The sequence below is a fragment of the Desulfobacula toluolica Tol2 genome (assembly GCF_000307105.1).
GTDB classification, from domain to species: Bacteria; Desulfobacterota; Desulfobacteria; order Desulfobacterales; family Desulfobacteraceae; genus Desulfobacula; species Desulfobacula toluolica.
The window spans coordinates 310894-335972 of sequence record NC_018645.1 but is presented as its reverse complement, the minus strand read 5'-3'; the positions used below and the strand labels follow the sequence as shown (position 1 = coordinate 335972).

Sequence of the window (25079 nt, the reverse complement as noted above, 5' to 3'; positions counted from 1 at the left end):
GGATAATTCCTAAAATTGATAGGTCAATTTACCATAAAAACTGCGTTCCACCTCAGTGGCCCGGCTAAAGGCTTCCTGTACAAATTCCATATGGGTTTTATCCAGCAGATTTTGACCAACCAGGGACAGTTCAATTTGCGGGGTGATTTTCCACCCCAGTCTTAAATCCATTGTCAGATAATCATCAATATCATACTGAAAGTTGTCCGTAAAAACATAAGAGGCAGATGTGTCATCCACATATCGGAGCCAGGCATCCAGTTCAAGGGTTTTGGTAAGATTAAACTGTCCCCGGGCAGATACCTGGTGCCGGGGGAATCCCCAAATCCCGTTATTATCGGTATTAATAAAACTGTAAGCAAGGTTGCATTTAAAAAAATCAGAAGGCTTGAGAATTATTGCGACTTCCCCGCCATAGGAGGTTTCGCTGTAACCGTTTACAAGGTTACTTTCCATGATAATGGCTGTTCCTGTAGAAACAGTCTCCCCGTTTTCAAACATTCTGAGGTTCTCATAATCATTATAGAAAAAGGTCAGATCCACTGAAAATTTGTGGGTTGGTATGAAGCGGTAACCCATTTCATAGGCCATCAATTCTTCAGCGTCAAAATGTTCATTTCCCTTCATATCAATCACCAAAGGAACAACTTTCGGAACAAAAGACGGAGGAAATGCAACTGAAACAGGTGTGGCAACATAGGACAATTTGCCATCGAATTCCGCCCTGGAGGGGGTTCGAACGGCTTTGGAAACGGCTCCCCAGATTTTGTGCCTGGAATTTGCTGCCCACATTAGTCTGGCACTGGGCTGCACCTCGTAACCGCTGTAATCATTATGTTCAAATTTTGAACCAATGGTCAGGTGTACCCGGTCCCGTAAAAAAGATATTTCATCCTGGACAAAGGCACTGTAAAGATGGTCCTGTCGGCTGGTCGGGTCTATGTCAGAAATGATTGAATTGGCATAGTTGTCATCAGTATATCGGTATCTTACACCCCATACGATGTCATGACGGGTTCCAGCAGCAAAGTGGTGTTGAAAATCCATATCAAAATTGTCCCGTTTTTCGTCGATAATGTCTTCAATGCGTTTGGTGGTGTCATAGTATACCTGCAGGGAAAAATCTGATCTTGAGGATAACGTGTGCTGCCATCGGGTCAGGAAATTTTTTCCAGACACGGAAGTTTCAACTGGAAACACACCCATGTATGGAAAGTTTTTCTTGTCGACCAGGTTAAGCGCCTGATTGATATCGCCCTCGTAGATATCACCTTGAACGGTAAGATTGTCCTTGGGGGTAAGGGCTGAATCCATCCTGAAACCAAATTGTGTGATTTTCCAGTTGTCATCGGCATTGCCTCCTGTCAGATATTTGAATTCATCCCGTTCTTGGTGTTTTGTATAGATCCTCCAATGGGAATCTTCTCCAAAACAATTGCCATACCTGGCAGAGGCCATGTTTTTTTCCACATTACCTTTGCCGGCACTTACAAGTCCCCCGTGGGTCTCCTTTGTGTGCTTGGTGATAATGTTGATGACACCGTTCACGGCATTGGCACCCCAGAGAGTAGCCCCGGGTCCGCGAATCACCTCAATGCGGTCCACATCTTCCAATAAAATATCATTGACCTCCCAGTAAACACCTGAATATGTCGGCGTATAAACGCTTCGACCATCAATGAGTACCAGTAATTGCGCAGCAAACCGGCTGTTAAATCCCCTGACGTTTACAGCCCATTTATTTGAATCAATGCGGGCAACCGTAACACCGGGAACCATTCGTAAAGCATCCGGAATATTCGTGACCCCGGAACGTTTTAAATCGTCACCAGTTATAACGAAAATAGCGGCCGCACTTTCTGAAAGATGCTGGCTTTTTTTACTCACAGACGTTACTTTAATATTCATCAGTTCCTCAAGACTTAAGTGTATGAGATCAAGCTCAGAAGCTGACAGATAATTAAAATAAAAACAAAAATTCATTATGAACACTATTGAAAAAATGAAGTTAAGTTTTTCCCAAAAATATCTTGATAATTCCTTGGTCCGATTCATATGAAATTTTCCGTTTTTCAGATTAATACGGTTTCAAATCATGCGCTCAGGACCCAAAATTTAATCCATATAAAACTGCCCGGATTGAGACCGGTCATCAAACCTTTTAACGCCTCAAGTTCAGAATGAATTAAATCTGCAGTCCTTATCAAAGCAATCAATAAATCTGCATTTTTTGGTTCGCCGAATTGTAATAGTGCTTGTGTATTTTTTCGTGAATATTTTATATTAGCAATTGGTTTTAAAAGTAAAACAAAAACAGGCTTTTTGTCAAGTAAATATGAAAATAAATTAAACGCTTGCAATAATTTTGCACGTCAGCATCACTCGATAAACAGAGTTTTTTAAATCAGCGAAGATCAAAAATTTTAAAGGAGAAAATCCTTTTTTTTCTGTCATGGAAATAATGTTCCAGGGTCTGTTTGATTACTTCAAAGGCAATATCGTCCCACGGGATATCGTTAAAAAATAATATCAAACAGACGACAGAACTCAATGACCGGTTTGATAGTATAATGAACTCATATAAAACTAACGGGTACAGGGCATAAAACTTATAGCCCTGTACCCCCTGTCTTAAATACGATTTTAAAAATTTTCAAACCCCTTGACATCATCAAACGGAATGACCTGCTCAGGTTTGATTTCAATCGTTTTTTTTGTCGGTATTTTTTTTTTCAAATCATCAATAAGTGCTGATTTTGAAGACATAGCTTCGAGAGAGGGAGAAGAAATATTGCGGCCTTTTTTGTTTCTTTTACCGGTAACCAGCATGAAAAGTTCTCCAACATAATCCTTAAGCTGTTCGGCCTGGGCATTCATCTCTTCAGATGCCGAGGCAGACTCTTCAGCATTGGCTGCATTCTGCTGAACAACCTTGTCCATTTCAGTAATGGCTATATTTACCTGTTCAATACCATTGGCCTGTTCATAAGATGCTCCGGAAATTTCTGCAACAATTTCTTCCACTTTGCCTGAGCTTTTGGCGACTTTAACAAAGGCATCATTGGTTTTTGATACAAGTGCAGACCCTTTGTTTACCTTTTTCACCGTGCCTTCAATGAGTTCCGCTGTATTTTTTGCAGCTTCTGCAGCTCTCATGGCAAGATTTCTAACTTCATCCGCAACCACGGCAAAGCCTGCGCCTGCTTCTCCTGCCCGGGCCGCCTCAACAGCTGCATTTAACGCTAAGAGGTTCGTCTGGAAAGCTATTTCATCTATGGTTTTTATGATTTTAGAGGTTTCTTCACTGGCTTTTGAGATATCTTCCATGGAAAGGATGACTTGATCCATTGATTCATTAGCTGTTTTTACCCCCTGATTCGCTTCTTTCATAAGGTTGTCGGCATGACTTGCATTATCAGCATTTTTCTTTGTCATAGAAGACATTTCTTCCATTGAAGAAGATGTCTCTTCTATGGATGCAGCCTGTTCGGAAGATCCTTCAGCCAGAGATTGACTTGCATAAGATATCTGGCCGGCAGCGGATGAAACCTGGTTGGCTCCCTGGTTCAAACCGGCTACAATCCTGGTCATGGGATCAGCAATGCTCTTTGCAATAAAAAAAACAACCGCGATAAGTATCAGCAACGATATCACGCCGATAAAAACAGATGTGTACATTATACTGTGAGCTGCTGCCAGTATTTTTTCTTTGGGCGCACTCAATAAAATTGCCCAGGGAGTGGTTGAATGGCCAATAACAATGGGCACACCCACTCTCCACACATGTGAACCGGATGTTTCAGAAAAACTGTCGGTAATAAATTGTCTGCCCGCTGATATATCGTCTATAAACGGTTTCGCCCACGCATCCGTCACGATAATATTCTGCCCGATTCTTTCAGTCTCCGGGTGGGCCACATATGTGTTGTTGTTGGATATCAAACTGAGATAACCGGTTTCAAATATAACTTTACTTTGTTTGATATCAGTAACTAATTTATTGAATGAATCTAAAGCAATATCAATTCCAGCCACACCAACCACCCGGCCATTATATTTAATGGGAGCTACAAGGCTGGTGATGAGAACATCCTTGCCGCCAATGGAATAATAATAGGGGTCAAGAATTGTCTCTTTTTCTGTTTTCAGGGACAAAAGATAATAATCCCCGGCCCCGGGCTGATCATAATCCATAAGAGGTTCGACAACGGTTTTGCCAGCACTGCGGGTCCAATACGGGATGAATCTTCCTGTGTTGTCATGGCCATCTTTGCCGGCAAATACTGCGTCCTTTCCATCCAGGGCATTGGGTTCCCAACAGGTCCAGACACCTATAAAATCAGGGTTGCGCTCAAGAAGTTGTGTGAGCATTGCGTTTAAATTTTTTCTTTCCGGAGAATCGACATGTTCTTTAATTCCTTCAAAAAGATGTGCCGTTGTCCTTGCCGCATCCATGGCCAATTCCAGTTCAGCCTTGACCACACCGCTATACCGGTAGGCAATTTGTTCAGCCTTTTCGATGGCTTCGGTTTTTGCCATATTGGTTGCCTTAACAGCAACAACGGTAATGGTAACAACAAAGGCAAGAAATGCTACGGAACCTATGGAAAGCAGCATTCTGGTTTTCAAATTAAATTTTTCAAACATGATTCCTCCTTTATTTTATTAATTTGTATTTATGTTTGCTTGCTTGGTCATTTTGTGTAATACGTCACAAAGATCATTATAGGTTTCACTGACAAAGGTAAAAAATCTTGGAAAAAACTTGGATGCTATGGAAAGGGTGGTTTTTGATTCGTCGGGAAGGATCAGGATAATGCGTTTGCCTTCCAGCAAATCAATCAGCGAGGTCAATTCATTTAATCTGCTCCTGGAATCAACAAGCAATATAAATATTTCGTTTTTAGTAAAGCCGGCACCTTTTTTCAATTTTTCTTTGAGCGCATTAACAGTCCGGAGAGTCTGGCGTTTGGTCCCGTCAAAATAGCCATCAATGATATTTTCAAGGATTACACCTTTTTTAAACGCAGCTTGATGGATGAATAGTATAAGGTTCATCATTTCTCCTTTTACAATAATTAAAGGATTTGCCTTTTAAATATCTAATACGCAAATTGGGTGCCAAGGAGGATGAAAGATAAAATCATTATATTATAGACAGTTACAAGAGATAAGCTTTTATTATTTTGTCATGGAAATCTGATCATTCTTAATAAAACATCTTTGTTTTCATGTTGAATTCTAACGTTTTTCTTTTAAAAACAAGGGTGTTCAAGTTTTTTGTCAGAAAAATATGACAGTCAGAAAAATATGACGTTTTTACAAACCGCTGATGTTATATTTTTTTAAAAGGGCGTAAAGATGGCCCCTGGAAAGACCGGATAAGCGGCAGGCGGTTTTTATATCACCTCGGGTATGGGACATCAGATCTGTTACATACTGCTGCTTCATTTTTTCCATATACTCTTTGAGCCTGAGGCGTTCAACAGGTGCGCTCTTTTCTTTGGAACAAGGTGTTGATTCGGATTCTTTACGGTTCTTTATTCTGTTTTTGATATTAAATGCACGAATATGATCCGGAAGATGCTTGGAGAAAAGTATTGATTCCTGAAAAGCATCACTGCATGCATAATCTATTGTGTTAAGCAATTCCCTTACATTTCCGGGCCAGTCATACCCAAGAAGATTGTCGACGAATTCATCGGATACGTTATGTAGGTATCCATCAATTTTTTCTTTTCGGTTCATGTGGTGTGTCAGCAATAAAGCAATATCTGATTTACGATCGCGTAAAGGGGGAATTTCCATTTTTATGGAAGCAATTCTAAAATAAAAATCTTCCCTGAACCGTCTTTTTTTTACCATTGCCCTTAGATTACGGTGAGTTGCGGAGACAAGTCTGAAATTGCTTGAGATCTCTTTCTTGCTTCCCACAGGCCGGAATTTTTTTTCCTGAAGCGCCCTTAAAAACTTTTTTTGCAGAACCAGGGGAAGCTCTCCCACCTCATCAAGAAAAAGGGTGCCTCCATCCGCCAATTTTATCAATCCCACTTTATCCGAATCCGCACTGGTAAAGGCACCTTTTGAATGGCCAAAAAGAAAACTTTCAACCAGATGTTCGGGTAATGCTGCACAGTCCACAACAATAAAATTATTTTGCTGTCGCACACTGTTTTTATGAATGGCTTTGGCAAAGAGTTCTTTTCCAGTGCCTGTTTCACCTGTAATCAATATCGGAACATCATTGTTGGAGGCTTTTGAAGTCGTTTCAAGACAAATTTTAATCTGCCTGCTGTTCCCAATAATAGCCTCCCTTTTAATCGGTTTTCTTTGGATTTCGGATTGTTTTTGATGCCTGTATTCTAATGCCCGGTTCAGTGAAAATTGAAATTCTTTATGAGAGCCATTTTTCTGAATATAATCCCATACCTTTGATTTTATTGCAAGTTCTACACCTTCTGAATTGCCATCGCCGGTCATGATAATTATCTCAGGGGTAAAAGGATGATCCTTTATTATCTCGATGGCTTCCAGTCCGTTTCCGTCAGGAAGGATTACATCAAGAAAAACTATATCAAACTGATCTGAAAATAATTTTTCAAGGCCTTGTTTCAAGTTTAGAGAATAATGTGCCTCATGATTTAATCTTGTAAATTTTTTAACAAGAGTTTTGCAGATTATGTAGTCGTCATCAATGATCAAAATTTTTGGCATTTTTATAATTTGTCTTTTGTTTAAAAATTAAAAAAAGTCTTCAAACCAATTATGTTACCCTGTATTTTATGAGAACAGGTGTTGTTTTGGGGATTCAATTTTTATTTTATCCAGAACTTCACATATCTTTTTGGAAAGCTCCTTCATTGCTATCGGCTTTATTAAAAGTCCTTTTATTCCCAGTGATACCACTTTTTTTTCAGAGATGGTTTCGTTAAACCCTGTGCAGAGCAGAATAGGAATATCGGTCCGTATTTTCATCAATTCAACCGATAACCTGTCGCCGGACATATTGGGCATTGCCATATCGGTAATGACCAGATCAAAAGTATCCGGCGCTGCACGGAATGTTTTGAGTGCTTCAATACTGCTGATATGTGAAGACACTTGATACCCCAGCCGTTCCAGTATCTTTTTTTCCATTTTAATGATACTTTCTTCATCATCTACAAGTAGAATTCGTTCATTTGTCCCCTGAATTCGTTCTTTGACTTGTGTATTGATTATTTCAGTAGATTTTTTAACTATCGGCAGATACACATAAAATTCAGTTCCTTTACCCGGTTTGCTGTGAAATCGGATATCACCCTTCATGCCTTTTACAATACCATGTACCACTGAAAGCCCCATCCCTGTGCCCTTACCTTTTTTTTTGGTGGTAAAAAACGGGTCAAAGATTTTTTTTGCCACCACTTTATCCATTCCCATGCCTGTATCTGCTATCGTAAGGCAGGCATAAACGCCAGGTTTTATTTCAGGCATTATCAGGTTGTTTCCACTCAGTTCGATTTCATCGAGACTTACTTTCAGTTCCCCTCCAGTATCCTCCATGCTATGATAAGCGTTGGTCGCAAGGTTCATAACAATTTGATGAATTCGTGTGGGGTCTGCTTTGATAACACCACAGGCAGAGTTAATATCCTGCTTGATTTTAATTGTTGTGGGGATTGAAGACCTGACAAGTTTTAATGCTTCCCTGACAATGGGCTGCATCTTCATCAGAGTCAATTGAGGGCTTTCTTGACGGGAAAATGTAAGAATTTGTTTGACCAGATCCTTGGCTCTCAAGGTACTGGCATAAATTTCATCCAAGCTGTCTCTAAAAAGGCTGTCCTCAGGAATATCCTCTAACAGCATCTCCGCATGACCGATAATAGGAAAAAGAATGTTGTTAAAATCATGGGCTATCCCACCTGCAAGGGTGCCAATGATCTCCATTTTTTGGGATTGTTGTAGTTGGGACTCAATTTTTATTATTTGAGTGATATCTCTTAGAAAATTAAGTGTAGCAGGTCTGTTTTCCCATTGAATCAAGACGGTATTGAGATGTACTGTTTTTTCCACACCGGATTTACTGATAATTTTAAATGAATATGTGCTGACAGGGTTTTTGCCTGTCAACCGCTTGGCGTACCTGTCAAGCACTTTAGCCCGGTCGTCCGGATGGACAAAATCAATGAAAGGCGTTTTTATCAATTCATCTTTAGCATAACCGGTCAGCTCTTCGGTTTTTCGATTTGAAAATTTTATGACATTATCCTGGGCAACAAATATGCTATCATTGGCGCTCTCCACCAAAATTTGATATTTTTCTTTGATATCCATCAATGCCTGATTTTTTAGGGCCAGTTCCCGGGTTCTTTCCAGGATCTTTTCCTCAAGTTTTATATTGGCATTTTCGAGTTCATATCGCAGGCTTTTGATTGTCAGATGTGTCTTGATTCTTGCCATCAGTTCTTCTGCATTAACCGGTTTGGTGATATAATCCACGGCTCCGATTTTAAATCCTTCCACTTTGTTTACCGTATCCGTGAGGGCGCTTAAAAAAATTACCGGGATATTTTTTACTTCAGGATTTTTTTTAAGACGGCGGCAGGTTTCAAAACCGTCCATTTCAGGCATCATAATGTCCAATAAAATCAAATCTGGTTTATCCTGCTGAATCACATTCAACCCCTGGCTTCCGCTTTGAGCAATACTGACGGCATATCCTTTGTCACGCAGAACTGTTCCAATCAGCTGAATATTCTTCAGCCCGTCATCAATAATCAGTATTCTATTACCCATTTTTCCAGAAATATCCATAATTATCCACTCCTGTATTGAGACATTATCCGCACTCTTTTTTTCCTGGTTTTACACCTTACTGCCGTTATCATAGTGAGATTGATTGCAAAAATAAAATCAATTATTTAAATAAGGAATATAGGGAGCTATGAACTGCCGTTGATTTATATGGTGTACAATTCCTCCAAGATCTGCTTTATCTTATCCGCATCAAATGATACGGCAGCCAGGTAGAGATCCTCCCCCCATAAAACCAGGGACTCACACTGAAACTCATTGCCGAGTTTTTTCATGTCCCTGGCAAAGGTTTCAATTTTATCAATCGCCATATTACAGCACAGGTGTTCAGATTCTTTGCATCGTCTTTTTAAGATTTTTTGCAATTCAAAATAGTCAGGAGCAGTTTTTAATCCGGTTTTAAGCGGTTCCTTTGCAGCGGTTGTGCCGACATTAACACTTTTATGTTTTTTCATCATGAAGTGGGGCAGAAACTTCATGATTTCTGCAACAAGATCTGTTTTACTTATAGGCTTTCTCAAGTATGAATCAAAAAGCTGAGATATCATCTCTTCATCCTTTTTCATGGCCGAAGCAGTCACCGCAATTACAGGGATTGTTTTTAGAGCTTTATCTTTTTTAAGAATATTCATGGCTTCATACCCGTCCATTTCAGGCATTTTCATATCCATCAACACCAGGTTCGGGTGATTTTTTTTCGCACTATAAATAGCTTCCTTACCGTTTTCCGCTTCCAGAAGCATCAGGTTGAAGTCCTCCAGATAACTGCTGACAAGGTCTCTATTATATTTGATATCATCCACGATGAGTATCTTGCTTCCTTTAAATTGCAAGGAGGTAAAATCAATAAATTTTTCCTGAGTACTTTTCAAAGCTTCTGCCGAAGAAACTTCAATTCCTTTTAATTCAATAAAAAAAACGCTGCCTTTTCCAACTTCGCTCTTTATGTGGATTTCCCCTTTCATTACCTTGATCAAGTTCTTGGTAATCGCCAACCCAAGTCCAGTGCCGCCGAATTGAGATGTTTTTTGGCCCTTTTGCTGAACAAAGGCATTAAAAACAACGTCCAATTGATCTTCCGCAATTCCCATTCCCGTATCTTCCACCAGAATGGTTAAATCAATAAGGCTTCTGTGTATCGGATCCGGATACTGATATTTAGCAGAAACTTTAACATACCCGGTATTGGTAAATTTAATGGCATTCCCGATCAGATTAATCAAAACCTGTCGTATCCGGATTTCATCAAGAAAGAGAGCTATTGGCAAGTCAAAGGGGATTTCCATTATAAATTCCAGTCCCTTATCACTTGTTTTTTGCTCGAATACGGTCTTCATTTCATCCAGAATATCCAGCAGAGAAACCGGTTTATACTCAAGTGTCAGCATACCGGCTTCAACTTTAGAGAGGTCGAGTATATCATTGATCAGACTTAATAGAGATTTGCCTGCGGAAAAAACCGATTTTATATATAGCGATAATTGAGGATTTTCAATCTTCTCTTTTAAGATTTCCGTAAAGCCCAGAATAGCGTTCATAGGGGTACGGATCTCATGGGACATGTTTGTAAGAAATGCACTTTTAGCACGATTGGCGGCTTCCGCTTTTTCCTTTTCTTTTTCCAGTTTTTTGTTGGTGTGTGTCAAATCAATTGTCCGCTCTTTTACTAATTCTTCCAGGTGATCGCGGTGTTTTGAAAGCTCTTCCTCTGTCTTTTTCCGGTCAGTGATATCCATTGCGATCTCCATTCTAACCATTCTTCCATCCGTCCATGGTATCGCCTGATCACGGCAGTCATACCAGCTTCCATTACTGCTGTTCGGATATTCCCATTTATAAATACCGGTCGAGTTTCCGTTTTTATCCAATAGCTTTTCATTGGTGCAAAATGAACAAACACCGGTTTGGTTTGTTTGCAGGGTCTTCCAACAGGTTGTTCCGAGAATATCGCCAAAAACATCCTCGGCATACTTATTAACAAACAAAAGTTCATGGTTATCCATGTCACTTACATAAACAATAGCATCCAGGCCGTCCACAACTTTTTTAAACCGCTCATGCGATTCACTGAGGCTTGCTTCGATCTGTTTTCGTTCTTCAACTTCATCTTCAAGTTGATCTTTTTCGTCATTGAGTTTTTGTGTTAAAATTTTTAATTTATGTGCTGTATTTGCCAGAGAAAGTGCCAGTGTATCAATTTCAGAAATATCGGATCGCTGGAGGAATACCTCAAAATTTCCATTTGCAATACGGGTCGAGGCGTCAATGACTTCATTGATGGGATCAGTCATTGTGCGGCTTAAGTGTATGGCGAGTATGACTTGAAGCCCGATCAATAAAAGGGAAGCCCCTGATACGCCATAAAGAATAATCTTGATCGGCCTTAAAATTTCATTTTCAGCGACTCGCATAACAATGGTCCAGTCACCAGTAGGAATCTTGCCGGAGTAGTAATAGTAAGTGTTATTGTCGAATGGATCGACTTTTTTCAGCAGAGGTATGGTTCCCTTGCGTGCTTTGTGAAACATTTGGAGAATTCCGGAATAATCGGTGTCGTTGATATCAAAAGTCAACATACTCCTGTCCAATTGGGTTTCCTCAATTTTTTGGCCCTTGCTTTTTAACTTTTCCAGAGACAGCTTGAATGTTTTTTCCGATCCCAGATTCATATTTGAAGAGATTATTCTTCCCATTCGGCTTATCAATATGAGTTTTGATGTGTCATAGGGTTTAAAACTGTTCAGAAAAATGAGCAAATCCGTCAATGCCCTGTCAACCCCGGCGATTCCCATGAATTTTCCATTGATTTCAATGGGATATGTCTGTTCTACGATCATCTTTCCTTCGTAGAAATATGGTTCGGTTACCATGGCCTTGTCTTTTTTTGTGGAAAAATATCGATCCTTGCACCCCTGGTAATAAAGACTTGTTTCCATATTAATAAGAGGCGTCAGTTTGATTTGCTCTCCTGCTGCAAACCAATAGGGCAGATATCGTCCGTTTTTATCCATTGATTTGGCCTGAGATGGATTATTATTACGATAGATTTGATCATCCTGGTCTGCATTGGGTTCATAACCAAAGTACGCACCCGTGAAACGAGGCGTATTTTTTAGAATCTCGCGAGCGTAAGCCGTTGATAGTTTTCGGTTTCCCCACATTCCATTTTCCTGGGCTATAGCCATGGTTTTTGGAACTGTGACCGCTTCCATATTCGTCTTTTCGACTTTAAGCGCTACCGCTTCGGTATTATACTTAATCATTTTTTCGGCGTTTTTGATTAAACTATTCTTCATGACAAAATAAAAAAAAGTCACCAAAAGAATAATCAACACGATAGAGGTCACGGAAAACGAAACAATAAGTCTGCCCCGAAGAGTTTTGTAGAATCTATTAAGCACCTTTTTTTTCTGATAAAAGAAACTGAATCTCATCATAATATTTTAAAACAAGCCCGAAAGAAAATCTTAGATAAAAGCAAATCAACGAAGATCAAAAATTTTAAAGGGGAAATCCCCTTTTTTTCTGTCCTGGAAATAATGTTCCAGGGTTTGTTTGATTACTTCAAAGGCAATATCGTCCCACGGGATATCTTTTTCGTCGAACAACCTGACATCAATGCTTTCATTTGTGGGGCCGAATTCATCAGACATCAGATTTGCCCTGAACATGAAATAGATTTGATCAACAAAAACAATATTAAACAGGCGGTAGGCGTCTATGATACTGACCTTTGCCCTTGTTTCCTCGAGGGTTTCGCGCAGGGCACCGTCCTGAACCGACTCCCCGTTTTCAAGATACCCGGCCGGAAGTGTCCATTTGCCTTTTCTGGGTTCAATATTTCTTTTGCACAGCAACACCTGTCCGTTAAACTCAGGGATGCATCCCACCACCACTTTGGGATTGTTATAATGAACCAGGCCACAGTTGGTACACACGGACCGGACATGATCATCATCAACCGGAATTTTTAATTCAGTGGGAGAGCCGCAGGCCGTGCAAAATTTAATATCCATAAAACAATATCTTTCCATTCGTTAAAATTTGTTTTCCACTCTTTAAAAAACAGGGATTCATCAGTCCTTTTATGCCCGATTTTTGTGTTATTATTAGCTTGTTTGGAAGATGAGCGCAAGGAGAGAATCAAATTATGCCCGGCTCTTTTTATGCCTGCTTCTTTTTATACTCGGGTCTTTGGTTTTACTCGATTGGTCGGCATGGCACAAAGGGGATCTTCGGGCCAGAAATGTTTCGGATACCGTCCCATCAGGTCTTTTTTTACATCTTTATAGGTGTTTTTCCAGAAGCTTTTAAGATCCGTTGTGATCTGGACAGGTCGTCCGGCAGGGGACAATAGATGAAGGGCAACCGGAATGGCATGACCTGCGATTTTCGGCGTTTCGGTCAGGCCAAACATTTCCTGAAGCCGGACTTCAAGAATCGGTGCATCAAGGATTGTCGCGTTAAGAAAACCGTTTTCACGACAGTAGGTTAATGGTTTTTTAGACCCGCTGGGAACCGTGATATGTGTTGGCGCATTTTTTTCTATGGCCTGCTGCTGCTTCCAGGTCAGGCGGGATAAAAATGCAGATTCAAGATCAATTTTTTCAAGCTGTTTTAAAGAAAAAATTCCTGTAAGAAAAGGTTTAAGCCATGTTTCCATCTGTTTTTCAAGAGCTGTATCCGACATATCCGGCAGATCAGCAAACCGACCGGTATGTTTAAGAAAAATCCCGCGCTGCTTCAGGCTTATTAAGCGTTTGGTCCAGGGCAGCAGGGCAAGTCCTGTTTTTTTTATCTCCCGAATCAGGATGTCACAGGCTTTCTCATGATCAATGTCAGATATGGCCTGTTGCCCAATTAACAGGGCACCAAAAAAGGTGTCTTTTGTTGCCTGTATCATACCGGTTTTTTTATTCCATTTTATGATCTGTCCGGTTTTAAAATCCTTGCTGAAATCCAGCTCAAGCTCCTTTTTGGAGTAGGGTGCTGCAAGAAAAATTTTTGCATTCCTGGGATTACCGTCAAGATGAAGGGCAACAATATATTCATTGATGGAGACCGTGTTTGTTTGAGTAAAAAATGTGCCTTTTCCAGATGCCGTTAAAAACGTGTTGTCCCGGTTGTTTCTTTTTTGGGCAATCCGATCAGGATAGGCATGGGCAAGTAGCCTTCCTGCCATTTCCGGGTCTGTTTTCTTAAGTTTGATCCCTAACTTTTTTGCCGTATTTTTTTCGGATTTGATGATCCTGTGAATGATCCTTTTATTTGTCTTGATTCCTTGTTGCAGGATCTTTTGTTTGTTGATTATTGCTTCAATCAATTCCAGGCGAAGGCGGATGTCCGGATCAACTGCGTTTTGATCAAACCGGATAAAATCCCGCTCATTGAGAAATGCAGCTATCCTGCAGGCCAGGAGGCCCTGACCTTTTTCATCTGCTTTGATGATCATATGGGCAAGCCGTGGATGCAGGCCGGCGGCCACTATTTTTTTTCCATGGGGTGTGATTTGTCCTTTTTCATCAATGGCCCCCAGAATTTTAAGCAGATTTTTTGCCTGGTCAAAAGAAGCTTTTTCAGGCTGGTCAAGCCATTTTAATTGTCCGGGCTCTGACACTCCCCAGGCGGCCAGTTCCAAAGCAAATCCGGTCAGATCAACACTTAAAATTTCAGGTTTTATAAAGGATTTAAGCAATTGATGGTCATGCTCAGACCACAACCGGTAACACTTTCCAGGTGCGGTCCTGCCTGCCCTCCCCCTTCTCTGGTCGGCAGAGGATTTTGAAACCGGTATTGTCACAAGACGGCTCATCCCTGTTTGGGGGGAGAACCTTTGCACCCGCATAAGTCCCGAATCAATGACAATACAAATGCCTTCAATGGTGATGGAGGTTTCGGCAATAGATGTGGCCAGTACAATTTTTCGTTTGCCTGATGTTAATGGCCAAAAAACCATGGCCTGCTCTTCTTGAGATAAATTGCCGTATAATGGAAAAACATGAGTCCCTGAATCCAGGGTATCCTCAAGAAGTGACGCCACCCGCTTGATTTCCCCGACACCGGGCAAAAAAACCAATATATCCCCGGAATTTTTTGACATCGCACGCCCTATGGCCAAGGCGCAGGTGGTTTCAATGGGAACAGTTCTGTTTTGTTTGTTTAAAGGAGGAAGATATGTTGTTTTTACAGGAAAGCTTTTTCCTTGTGAAACAATCACCGGTGCAGCGTCCATGATGGTTGACACTGCCGCCACATCCATTGTGGCAGACATGACAAGAATGCGCAAATCATCCCGCAAGGCTTCAACCGACTCCAGGCAGAGGGCAAGCCCAAGATCACTGTGGATATTTCTTTCATGGAATTCATCAAATATCACCAGTCCCACCTCTTCCAGGGACGGGTCCGCCTGGATTTGCCGGGTAAACACACCTTCGGTAACCACTTCAATCCGGGTATCCGGGCCGATTTTCCTGTCCAGCCGAATCTGATACCCAATGGTTTGCCCCACCTTCTCGTGCAGACGATCAGCCATATAGGCGGCACAGGATCTGGCTGCCAGACGTCTTGGCTCAAGGAGCAGAATTTTTTTATTTTTCAGCCATGGCTCATCCAGAAGGGCCAGGGGGACATGAGTGGTTTTACCTGCTCCGGGCGGTGCTTGAACCACAGCCCGCCCTGACGTTTCAAGGGCTTTTTTGATATCGGCAATATGCTGTTGTATGGGTATGAGGGTCATTTATTATTTATTGTGGGCAAACCCGAATGAAATACCCGGTCTGCCCACAGCAGTTATTTAAAAATTGCGATTCAAAGTTTTGACTTACTTGTTTAAAAGCATGTGGAGCAATGAAAACTTTAACTTACCAGATCCAACACCAGCCCGCCGTTTTTTTGAATAAAATTAATCGTATCCCCTTCTGTAAATTCCCCTTTAAGGATCGCCATGGACAAAGGATTTTCAATCTCCTGCTGGATCACCCGTTTTAGCGGCCTGGCACCAAAGGTGGGATCATACCCCTTTTGAGCCAAAAGCTCCATGGCACCGTCATCCAGAATGATTGCAAGGTTGCGCGATTTCAGCCGCCCATTGAGTTTTTCGATCTGTATGGCGGCAATCTGCTTGATATCCTCCATTGTCAAGGAATGGAAGGTGATGATCTCATCGATCCGGTTCAAAAACTCCGGCCTGAACACCTCTTTTAAGGCATGGGCGATGCTCTGCTGCGTTTTGTTCTCGTCAAGCCCGCTGATACCGGCCTCCTGAAGGAAGCGCGAGCCCACATTCGACGTCATGATGATAATAGTGTTTCGAAAATCCACGGTCCTGCCGTGTCCGTCCGTCATCCGGCCGTCGTCCAGAACCTGGAGCAGCACATTGAACACATCCTGATGAGCTTTTTCAATCTCGTCAAACAGGATCACCGAATAGGGACGACGCCGGACCGCTTCGGTCAGATACCCGCCTTCATCATACCCCACATATCCCGGAGGTGCCCCGATCAGCCTTGCCACGGAATGCTTTTCCATGTATTCGGACATGTCCACTCTCACCATGGCCTGGTCGCTGTCAAAAATAAACTCGGCCAGAGATTTGGCAAGCTCGGTCTTTCCCACCCCTGTCGGCCCCATAAAAATAAAAGTCCCGATTGGACGGTCTTCGGGCTGCAGCCCTGATCTGGCACGCCTGACCGCATTGGATACCGCATCAATGGCTTTTTTCTGGCCTATGACCCGTTTTTTGATATAGCCTTCCATTTGGACCAGTTTTTCCTGCTCTCCTTTCAACATTTTGGACACAGGAATGCCTGTCCAGGTGGAGACCACTTCGGCCACATCCGACTCTTCCACATCCTCTTTGAGCATTCTCTTGTCCTGCTGAAGGTCGTTGAGAGCCTGTTTTTTTGCCTCAAGATCCCGTTGCAGCTGTTCAATGGTGCCATACCTGATCTTGGCAACCGTTTCCAGGTCTCCATTGCGCTCGGCCACATGAGCCTGGGTCTGAAACCTGTCCATATTCTCCCGGATAGCGCTGATATCCTGGATCAACTGCTTTTCATTATCCCAGTGCAGCCTTAAAGGACCGACTTCCTCTTTCATGACGGCAATGTCCATTTCAAGTTTTTCAAGCCGCTCTTTAGATGCCTTGTCTTTTTCCTTGATCAGGGCCTGCCGTTCAATCTGGGCCTGGGTAATTTTTCTCTGGATTTCATCAATGGCCCGTGGCATGGAGTCAATTTCTATCCTCAGACGGGAGGCACATTCGTCAATCAAATCCACTGCCTTGTCCGGCAAAAACCTGTCTGCAATATACCTGTTGGACAGGGTGGCTGCCGCCACAATGGCGGAATCCTTTATCCGTATGCCATGGTGGACCTCATATTTTTCCTTTAATCCTCTTAAGATTGAAATGGTATCCTCCACCGTGGGTTCTTTGGCATAAACCGGCTGAAACCTGCGTTCAAGAGCTGCATCTTTTTCAATGTACTTTCGATATTCGTTCAGCGTGGTGGCACCGACACATCGTAAGGTGCCTCGGGCCAGGGCAGGCTTGAGCATATTGGAGGCATCCACAGATCCTTCTGCAGCCCCTGCCCCGACAACGGTGTGCAGTTCATCAATAAACAACACCACTTCACCTTCTGCAGCTTCCACCTCTTTTAATACCGCCTTGAGCCGCTCTTCAAATTCCCCCCTGAACTTGGCCCCGGCAAGCAATGCACCCATGTCAAGGGCAATCACCCGCCTGTCTTTCAAGGTGTCAGACACGTCCCCTTCCACAATTCTCTGGGCCAGGCCTTCCACGATGGCGGTTTTGCCGACACCTGGCTCACCGATCAGCACGGGATTGTTTTTACGCCGACGTGACAGCACCTGGACGATACGCCGTATTTCCTCGTCCCTTCCAATGACCGGATCAAGTTTTCCGTCCCGGGCCAGGGCCGTTAAATCCCGCCCGAATTTTTCAAGGGCCTGGTATTTTTCTTCAGGATTCTGGTCGGTCACGGTCTGGTTGCCACGAATATCCCTTAATACAGTTAAAATGGCATCCCGTGTAACCCCGTTTTCTTTCAGAATATCAAATACCGTCCCTTTCACCGTGGCAAGAGACAAAAGAATATGCTCCAGGCTCACATATTGATCCTTCATTTTTTCAGCTTCTGAAAACGATTTATCCAGTATTGTTTTGCCCTCCCGGGAAAGATAAACATTGCCGGCACCCGACACCTTGACAAGTTTTTCAACACCTGCCTGAATATTCCTTTTCAGGACATCCACCTGAACACCGATCTTTTTTAATATGGACAACACAATCCCTTGATCATCCTCTACCATGGCCTTTAAAAAATGAACCGGTTCAATGGCCTGGTTACCATACCGTTCCGCCATTTCATGGGCGGATTGCAACAATTCCTGTGATTTTACAGTTAATTTATCAAGTTTCATGACGCCCCTTTCATTATTTTTAATAATCTGTTGCATAAAGTAATACAAGAAAATGTAAGGTCAAGCATCATTTTATATAAAAATCTTGAAAAATCCAAACATATAACAGCCATCCTCCGGATATGCGGTTTCACCATTGACAGCTCCCACTATGTGGTATATGTTTGAAAAAATAAGCAATAAACACAAATAATCCTTTAAATTTAAAAAGAGCCATTAATGGAAAGCAATAATTTTAAAACTATCAGAGCCAGACTGAAAAAAACACAAAAAGAGCTGGCACAGCTTCTTGGAGTTTCCATCAAGGCAATTCACAGTTATGAACAAGGATGGCGCAAAATCCCCCACCACGTTGAACGGCAACTGCTTTTCCTGCTTTCCCGAATAATACTGAACAATGGGAATTCTTCGGACAAATGCTGGGAAATACTGAAATGTCCCGATAAAACCCTTAAAAAATGCCCGGCATGGGAATTTAAAGCCGGTGATATGTGTTGGTTCATCAATGGAACCAAATGCAGTGGTGAAGCACACAATTCATGGGAAGACAAAATGGAAGAATGCAGAAAATGCAAAGTGTTTAAAGGATTTTTTGAAACCCAAAAAGGAATTTAAAAACAATGGATAATTTTTTTAAAAACAATTTATGCCAGACCGTAAGAGAGAATGATTCTGAGCATCGCAAAGAATTATCAAAAATTATTACCACCATTCTGTCATCCATGGAAGATGACAGGTGTTTTGCACATATTGGGGATGAGCCGATCCATTTTTCCACATCCGTAAAGGAAATGATTGATAAATTCCGGGAAATTCTTTTCCCGGGTTATTTTTCAAGTGAAAAAATAGACGGAGTAAATCTTGCCTACAACTTAGGACAAGTGTTATCCCAGCTCTATGAGATCCTGTCCGAACAGATCATTCATGTCCTGAGACACGATTGTCTGCGTTATGGTCAGACATGTTCGGAATGTGAAAACAGGGGCAATGAAATTGCTTTAAAAGTAATCCAGGCTGTCCCGGATCTTCGCATTTCCCTGGCTGAAGATGTAAAAGGTGCCTACGATGGAGACCCTGCTGCAAAAAGCCATGACGAGGTAATTTTTTCTTATCCCGGACTGTATGCAATCACCGTTTACAGGATTGCCAATCTCCTGTTCAAACTGGAAGTTCCGCAACTGCCTAGAATAATGACGGAATATGCCCACAACCAGACCGGAATCGATATTCATCCGGGTGCAAAAATAGGCAAACGATTTGTCATTGACCACGGAACAGGTGTTGTGGTAGGAGAAACAAGTGTCATCGGAAACAATGTCAGGATCTATCAAAATGTAACCATTGGTGCCTTATCTTTGCCCCCAAACGCAGGTGAAAAGCTCAGGGGATCAAAACGACACCCCACCATTAAAGATGATGTTATCATCTATTCCGGGGCCACCATACTGGGAGGAGAAACCATCATTGGAGAACGGTCCGTTGTAGGAGGAAACGTCTGGCTGACCCGTTCTATTCCAGCGGATACCAAAGTGTTTATTGAATCTCCCAGCCTTATTTACAAATACCAGGAAGATCGGGAGGAGCAAAACCATGAATACCAAATCTGATATCACAAAAACCTGCGGCAACACCCCTTTAATCCATATTAAAACCGCAAGCAGAAAAACCGGGGCAAATATTTATGGAAAAACTGAATTTTTCAACCCGGCCGGAAGCGTTAAGGACAGAATCGGTATTGCCATGATCGAAGATGCCCTTGAAACCGGGAAAATCAATTCAAACTCCACAATTGTCGAACCCACAAGCGGGAATACCGGAATTGCTCTTGCATTTGCGGCACGGGTCAAAGGATTAAAACTGATTTTAACCATGCCTGAAACCATGAGCAATGAACGCCGGCAGCTTTTAAAACACCTGGGGGCCACCCTTATCCTGACAGAAGGCCCCAAGGGCATGAAAGGGGCCATTGAAAAGGCAAAAAAAATTGTTGAAGAAACAGCCAATGCCTTTATGCCCGACCAGTTTTCCAACCCTGCCAACCCTGAAATCCATCGAAAAACCACGGCTGTGGAAATCTGGGAGGATACCAATGGAAAAATTGATATATTTGTTGCAGGTGTGGGCACCGGCGGGACCATTACCGGGGTGTCGGAAGTTTTGAAAGAAAAAAATCGCAGCATACAATGTGTGGCTGTTGAACCAGCTGATTCGCCTGTTATTTCCGGCGGCAAGCCCGGACCCCATAAAATCCAGGGTATTGGTGCCGGTTTTATCCCTGAGAATCTGAACATTGATATCCTTGATGAAGTTCTCACCATCACAAACCAGGAGGCCTTTCAGGGTGCAAAAGATCTTGCCCGGGATGAAGGCATTCTTTGCGGTATTTCATCGGGAGCTGCTTTTCATGCAGCCAAAATTCTTGCTTCCCGCCCTGAAAACAAAGACAGGACCATTGTGTTTATTATCTGTGATACAGGAGAAAGATATCTGAGTACAGAACTGTTCAAGACATCCTGAGCCAAAACGTCAGGAAGATATCAAACCTCTTTTTTTCAACAAAGGCACAGGATTTACAATGTGCCGGGGAAACCATTTTTTCCGATCTGCTTCACCCAGTGCCATTGACAGCAATTCGGAAAAATGGAGGATCGGGATCGGGTTTTCAAGACTGCACCGGATTTCAAGATTCAAATGGCACATTGCACAAGCGGTCACCATGCATTCCGCACCTGCTTCCATGGCCTTGAAAATAATTTCATTGACAACCTTTTGGGCAACCCGTGGTTTTGCAACCGACAGGTAGGTTCCGCAGCACCGTGTTCCATATCCGAAACAGATGACATCAGCCCCCAGCGCTCCAAGAGTTTTTTCCAACACCCCTGCATAACTTTTTTCAAACCTCAAGTCCGGCGGCATGGCAAGCATGCAGCCGTAATAAGGAGCCACCTTCAACTGTTTTAATTTTTCTTTGGGCCGTTCAATATGGTCTTTTATATCAATCCGGTTAAAAATCTCAAAAAAAGGAATGATTTCAAGTGTTTCATCAAAAGACTTTCCCCACAGATCTTCATATTTTTGCCTGAGCTGTTTGTCTGATTTGAGTTTCAGATACATGGATTTCATACGGACAAAGCAGCTTGGACAGGCGATCAGCAAAGAAACACCCTTTGGTGCCAGGGATATATTTCTCATGGGAAGTTTTTCAGCCAGATCAAGGTCAATGCTGTGGGCTGAGGACGACCCGCAGCAATTCCAGTCTTCAAGCTCTGTAAGCTCGATATTCACAAGCTCACAAAATTTTAACAGCGACAGGGTGTTTTCATGCCCTGATGCCTTGAGCGAACATCCCGGAAAAAAAGTAAATTGCAATCGCTTTGACCTGGAGTTATTTTTTCGGGAACTGTTTTTTTTCCTGAAAAGTTTTTCAATGGCGCTCTTATCCTGAATTTTGGATGGTGTTAAATCCAGCTTTCTTTTTTTCAGCATTTTAAGACCCAACCCCATATCGCTGAGAAAATCCATTTTTTTCAACTTATACCGCATCATGATTTCAAGCTTATGGTTTCTGCCGTATTTTTTTATGGTGTTCAATACCTGGGTATGAAAATTTAAAATATCAGGCTCCGGCACTTTAATCTTTTTTTCAAGAGCCTTTTTACGAAGGCCGTCCATTACGGCAGGTATGTCAATTGCCATGGGACAGCAACTGCTGCAGGTGTTGCATCCCACACACACCCAGATGGTGGAACTGTTTAATGCGGCCTCTTCTTGTCCAAGCTGAACAAGACGAATGACCGCATTAGGCGCATAATCCATTCCTTCTAAAAAAGGGCAGCCGTTTGTACAGGATTTGCAATGCAGGCAGGTATTAAAATTAATCCCTGCATATTCCCTGATGTCATTGGCAAACTCATCTTGCCCTTTTTCAAAGGGTATCATACCACTTTGCCATCCTTCCAGAAGGGTGACATTTCTCTGAGTTTCTCAATTGCAGGGACAAGAGCTGAAACAATTATATCCATTTCATCCTTTGTATTATAATGGGACAAAGAAAATCTAATGGACCCGTGGGCAGACTTAAACGGCACTTCCATGGCCATGAGTACATGGGAAGGGTCTAAAGATCCAGAGGTGCAGGCTGATCCTGACGAGGCACAGATGCCCTCCCGGTCCAGCAAAAGCAGAATGGATTCTCCTTCCACTGCATCAAATCCTATGGACAAGGTGTTGGGCAGTCTAAGATCCAGATCCCCGTTAACCGATGAACAGGGAATTTTTTCAAGCAGCCGGGTCTGAAGATAATCGCGCAGTTCCCTGACCCTTGTATTCATAACAGGCAAATGCTCTGTGGCAAGTTCACAAGCCCTTCCAAGCCCGATAATGGATACTGTATTTTCCGTGCCTCCCCGGCGTCCCTCTTCCTGGTGTCCGCCGATCAAAAAAGGTGAAAACTTTACTCCCTTTTTCACATACAGCACGCCGATCCCTTTGGGTGCATGAATTTTATGCCCGGAAAGAGACAACATATCCACACCCACCTGTTTCACATCAATGGGAACCTTGCCGCCTGCCTGAACCGCATCCGTATGAAACAAAATACCCTTTTTATTGACTTTTTTAGCGATATCCTCAATGGGGAACAACACCCCTGTTTCATTATTTGCCCACATTAACGAAACAATTGCTGTGTTGTCGGACAGGCTGTCGTACAAAAGATCCAGATTCAGGAGGCCTTTTTTATCCACCGGAACAAAAGTAACTTCATACCCTTTTTTCTTTTGAAGATGCTGATAAAGCTTATTAATAGCGGGATGCTCCACATTGGAGGTAATGATATGCTTTTTTTCAGGAAAAGCATTAAGGGCTGAATAAATAGCACAATTATCACTCTCTGTTCCGCAGCTTGTAAAAATAATTTCATTTGGATCGGCATTGATAAAATTTGCCACACGCTGCCTTGCCTGTTTTATTTTTTTATCAACCTGGTCCCCAAAGGTATGCATGGAAGACGGGTTGCCATAAAATTGCCCAAAATAGGGAAGCATTTCTTCTATAACTTCATCTGCAACTTTTGTTGTGGCATTGTTATCCGTATATACAATTCTCATTTTCGATAAATTATCCTTTGGCTTTAACAGATTCAATAATTTCTTCAATCCTTTCCAGGCACTGGCCGCATCCGCCTCCGGCTTTCAGGTAGTCGGTCACATCTTCGGTGGTTTCAAGGCTGTTTGCCTTGACAGCCTCAATAATCTCCAGATCCGTAACATCAAAGCATTCACAAACCATCTCACCCGGTTTCTCCAGAATCTGAATTCCCCTGTAATCGGCAATGGCTTTTTTCAAAGCTGACTGTCCCATGACCGAACAATGCATTTTTTCCTTTGGCAGACCGCCAAGATAATCTGAAATATCGTCATTGGTAATTTTTGAAGCCTCATCAAGGGTCATTCCCTTAATGATCTCGGTCAAAGCCGAGGAAGAAGCAACAGCGCTTGCACATCCGAAAGTCATAAAAGTTGCATCAACAATTTTCTCATTCTCATCAACTTTTAAAAACAGCTTCAATGCATCACCGCAACTCAAGGACCCTGTTTCACCAACGGCATTGGCCCCTTCCAGTTCACCCACATTCCTGGGCTTTAAAAAATGATCCTTAACCTTATCTGTATAATCCCACATAAACCGTCTCCTTCATCGAATTTTAACCGGATTAAATTTGTCATTTAAATATCTAAGGTTTAAAATACTACAAAGTGGTAGAATGTCAATAAAGTGAAAATCTTTTTTATCTACCATTCCACCCGGCAGCCACAGGTTGTCAAATCAGATGGAGCAACACCTTATACCACACATTGCAGCTCTTTTATCTTTCACCCGCAGACAGCCTTTTTCAAATGTTCCATGCTCATCCCTTTCCTGATACCAAACCGGGTCAGGCAAAAATCATATTTAACCGGATCTTGCCTTAAAACAGTTCTAAACCCCTGTGTGATTTCAAGGGCTGTTTTCAAATCCATACTCTTTCTTTGTGTAAACTCAAGCATAAGCCCTGTTTTATACATATGGGTATCCAGAGGTACAATCAAGATAGAAGGGCTTATTTTATCCCATCCGCCAGGATCAACCTGATCTTTTCTGACCATCCACCTCAAAAACAGATTGCTTCGTTTGCATGCACTTTTCTTTTTCGGATCTGCCAGGAGATGACCCGTTTTATTATGCTGATTCATCTGCTCAAACAAAAAGACAAGCCCTGGTAAAACGTTTTCATCAGTAGATTCAGTTCCCTCATAAAAACAATTTTCAAGAGATGAAAACTTCTTTAAAACCGTCCTGATCCCCCATAACAGGTGAACCAGATGGGACTCATTTGCAAATCTGTATCGAAACCCTTTAAACTCATTCGCCATATCTTTTTTTGTCCGGGTCATCAGGTATGTAAAAGGATCAGGCCCAAGCTTTCCAAGAATATGGCCCACGGTTTTCATGATCTGATCAACCCGGCCATAGGCAAAACAGGCGGCAATGAACCCCGCTATTTCCCGGTTTTTCTTTTCAGGATAATCATACAAAAACAAAAGCGGATCAGGGTCCACATATTGCCTTTTATTATATTGAGAATAAATACATTCAAGTCTGTCCTTTAAAATATAAACTCTCCTTTTACCGCATCAAGAGTACCCGAAATACAAGATGATCCACTGTTTTTTTTCGTGCTTGACGACCGCAATAACGGCCATGGCAGATCACTCTGCCACAACAAATAATGAAAGACACTTAATTTCAGCAGGTTAAAAGTTCTTTCATATAAACCGCCACGAGCAGACTTGGTC

At 42.2% G+C, this 25079-nt stretch carries 16 protein-coding genes; 3 read left to right on the top strand and 13 right to left on the bottom strand.

Annotated features, from left to right (window positions below; all coding sequences use genetic code 11):
• Positions 1-9: 9 nt before the first annotated feature.
• The 9 genes from TOL2_RS01540 to clpB all read right to left on the bottom strand — a co-directional run bounded on the left by TOL2_RS01540 (position 10) and on the right by clpB (position 18243).
• On the bottom strand, positions 10-1908 hold the full coding sequence (locus TOL2_RS01540) for a TonB-dependent receptor plug domain-containing protein (protein WP_232508033.1): 1899 nt from the start codon (positions 1906-1908) through the stop codon (positions 10-12).
• A gap of 735 nt (positions 1909-2643) precedes the next feature.
• The gene (locus TOL2_RS23975; RefSeq protein ID WP_014955801.1) at positions 2644-4647 is read right to left on the bottom strand and encodes a methyl-accepting chemotaxis protein; all 2004 of its coding nucleotides are present in this window, start codon (positions 4645-4647) and stop codon (positions 2644-2646) included.
• An 18-nt stretch (positions 4648-4665) separates the two neighbouring features.
• Positions 4666-5061: a hypothetical protein gene (locus tag TOL2_RS01525; protein ID WP_232508032.1), complete on the bottom strand. Its 396-nt coding sequence runs from the start codon at positions 5059-5061 to the stop codon at positions 4666-4668.
• 258 nt (positions 5062-5319) lie between these two features.
• Positions 5320-6714: a sigma-54-dependent transcriptional regulator gene (locus TOL2_RS01520; RefSeq protein ID WP_014955799.1), complete on the bottom strand. Its 1395-nt coding sequence runs from the start codon at positions 6712-6714 to the stop codon at positions 5320-5322.
• 66 nt (positions 6715-6780) lie between these two features.
• Positions 6781-8799: an ATP-binding response regulator gene (locus TOL2_RS01515; protein ID WP_014955798.1), complete on the bottom strand. Its 2019-nt coding sequence runs from the start codon at positions 8797-8799 to the stop codon at positions 6781-6783.
• Between the two features lie 146 nt (positions 8800-8945).
• Complete coding sequence (locus TOL2_RS23325) at positions 8946-12062, bottom strand: ATP-binding protein (protein WP_158406046.1); 3117 nt, start codon at positions 12060-12062, stop codon at positions 8946-8948.
• 219 nt (positions 12063-12281) lie between these two features.
• Positions 12282-12815, bottom strand: a complete 534-nt coding sequence (locus tag TOL2_RS01505; RefSeq protein ID WP_014955796.1) for an NUDIX hydrolase — start codon at positions 12813-12815, stop codon at positions 12282-12284.
• A gap of 164 nt (positions 12816-12979) precedes the next feature.
• The gene (gene hrpB, locus TOL2_RS01500; protein WP_014955795.1) at positions 12980-15535 is read right to left on the bottom strand and encodes an ATP-dependent helicase HrpB; all 2556 of its coding nucleotides are present in this window, start codon (positions 15533-15535) and stop codon (positions 12980-12982) included.
• Between the two features lie 119 nt (positions 15536-15654).
• Positions 15655-18243 (bottom strand): ATP-dependent chaperone ClpB, encoded by a 2589-nt coding sequence (clpB, locus tag TOL2_RS01495; RefSeq protein ID WP_014955794.1) that lies wholly within the window; start codon positions 18241-18243, stop codon positions 15655-15657.
• Between the two features lie 219 nt (positions 18244-18462).
• Between clpB and TOL2_RS01490 the strand changes: the two genes are divergently transcribed.
• From TOL2_RS01490 to cysK, 3 genes are read left to right on the top strand one after another with little or no spacing between them, the layout of a single operon-like run.
• Positions 18463-18858 (top strand): helix-turn-helix domain-containing protein, encoded by a 396-nt coding sequence (locus TOL2_RS01490; RefSeq protein ID WP_014955793.1) that lies wholly within the window; start codon positions 18463-18465, stop codon positions 18856-18858.
• A gap of 5 nt (positions 18859-18863) precedes the next feature.
• On the top strand, positions 18864-19850 hold the full coding sequence (locus TOL2_RS01485) for a serine O-acetyltransferase (RefSeq protein ID WP_014955792.1): 987 nt from the start codon (positions 18864-18866) through the stop codon (positions 19848-19850).
• On the top strand, positions 19834-20760 hold the full coding sequence (cysK, locus tag TOL2_RS01480; protein ID WP_041279195.1) for a cysteine synthase A: 927 nt from the start codon (positions 19834-19836) through the stop codon (positions 20758-20760). Before TOL2_RS01485 ends, cysK begins: the two co-directional genes overlap by 17 nt.
• A 9-nt stretch (positions 20761-20769) precedes the next feature.
• On the opposite strand, the gene TOL2_RS01475 is transcribed toward cysK, so the two are convergent.
• From TOL2_RS01475 to TOL2_RS01460, 4 genes are all read right to left on the bottom strand, one after another.
• Positions 20770-22182: a heterodisulfide reductase-related iron-sulfur binding cluster gene (locus tag TOL2_RS01475; RefSeq protein WP_014955790.1), complete on the bottom strand. Its 1413-nt coding sequence runs from the start codon at positions 22180-22182 to the stop codon at positions 20770-20772.
• On the bottom strand, positions 22179-23351 hold the full coding sequence (gene nifS, locus TOL2_RS01470) for a cysteine desulfurase NifS (RefSeq protein ID WP_014955789.1): 1173 nt from the start codon (positions 23349-23351) through the stop codon (positions 22179-22181). The genes TOL2_RS01475 and nifS overlap by 4 nt, the downstream gene beginning before the upstream one ends.
• Positions 23352-23361: 10 nt before the next feature.
• On the bottom strand, positions 23362-23925 hold the full coding sequence (gene nifU / locus TOL2_RS01465) for a Fe-S cluster assembly protein NifU (RefSeq protein ID WP_014955788.1): 564 nt from the start codon (positions 23923-23925) through the stop codon (positions 23362-23364).
• 191 nt (positions 23926-24116) lie between these two features.
• Positions 24117-24842 (bottom strand): TIGR02757 family protein, encoded by a 726-nt coding sequence (locus TOL2_RS01460; RefSeq protein ID WP_014955787.1) that lies wholly within the window; start codon positions 24840-24842, stop codon positions 24117-24119.
• Positions 24843-25079: the final 237 nt, after the last annotated feature.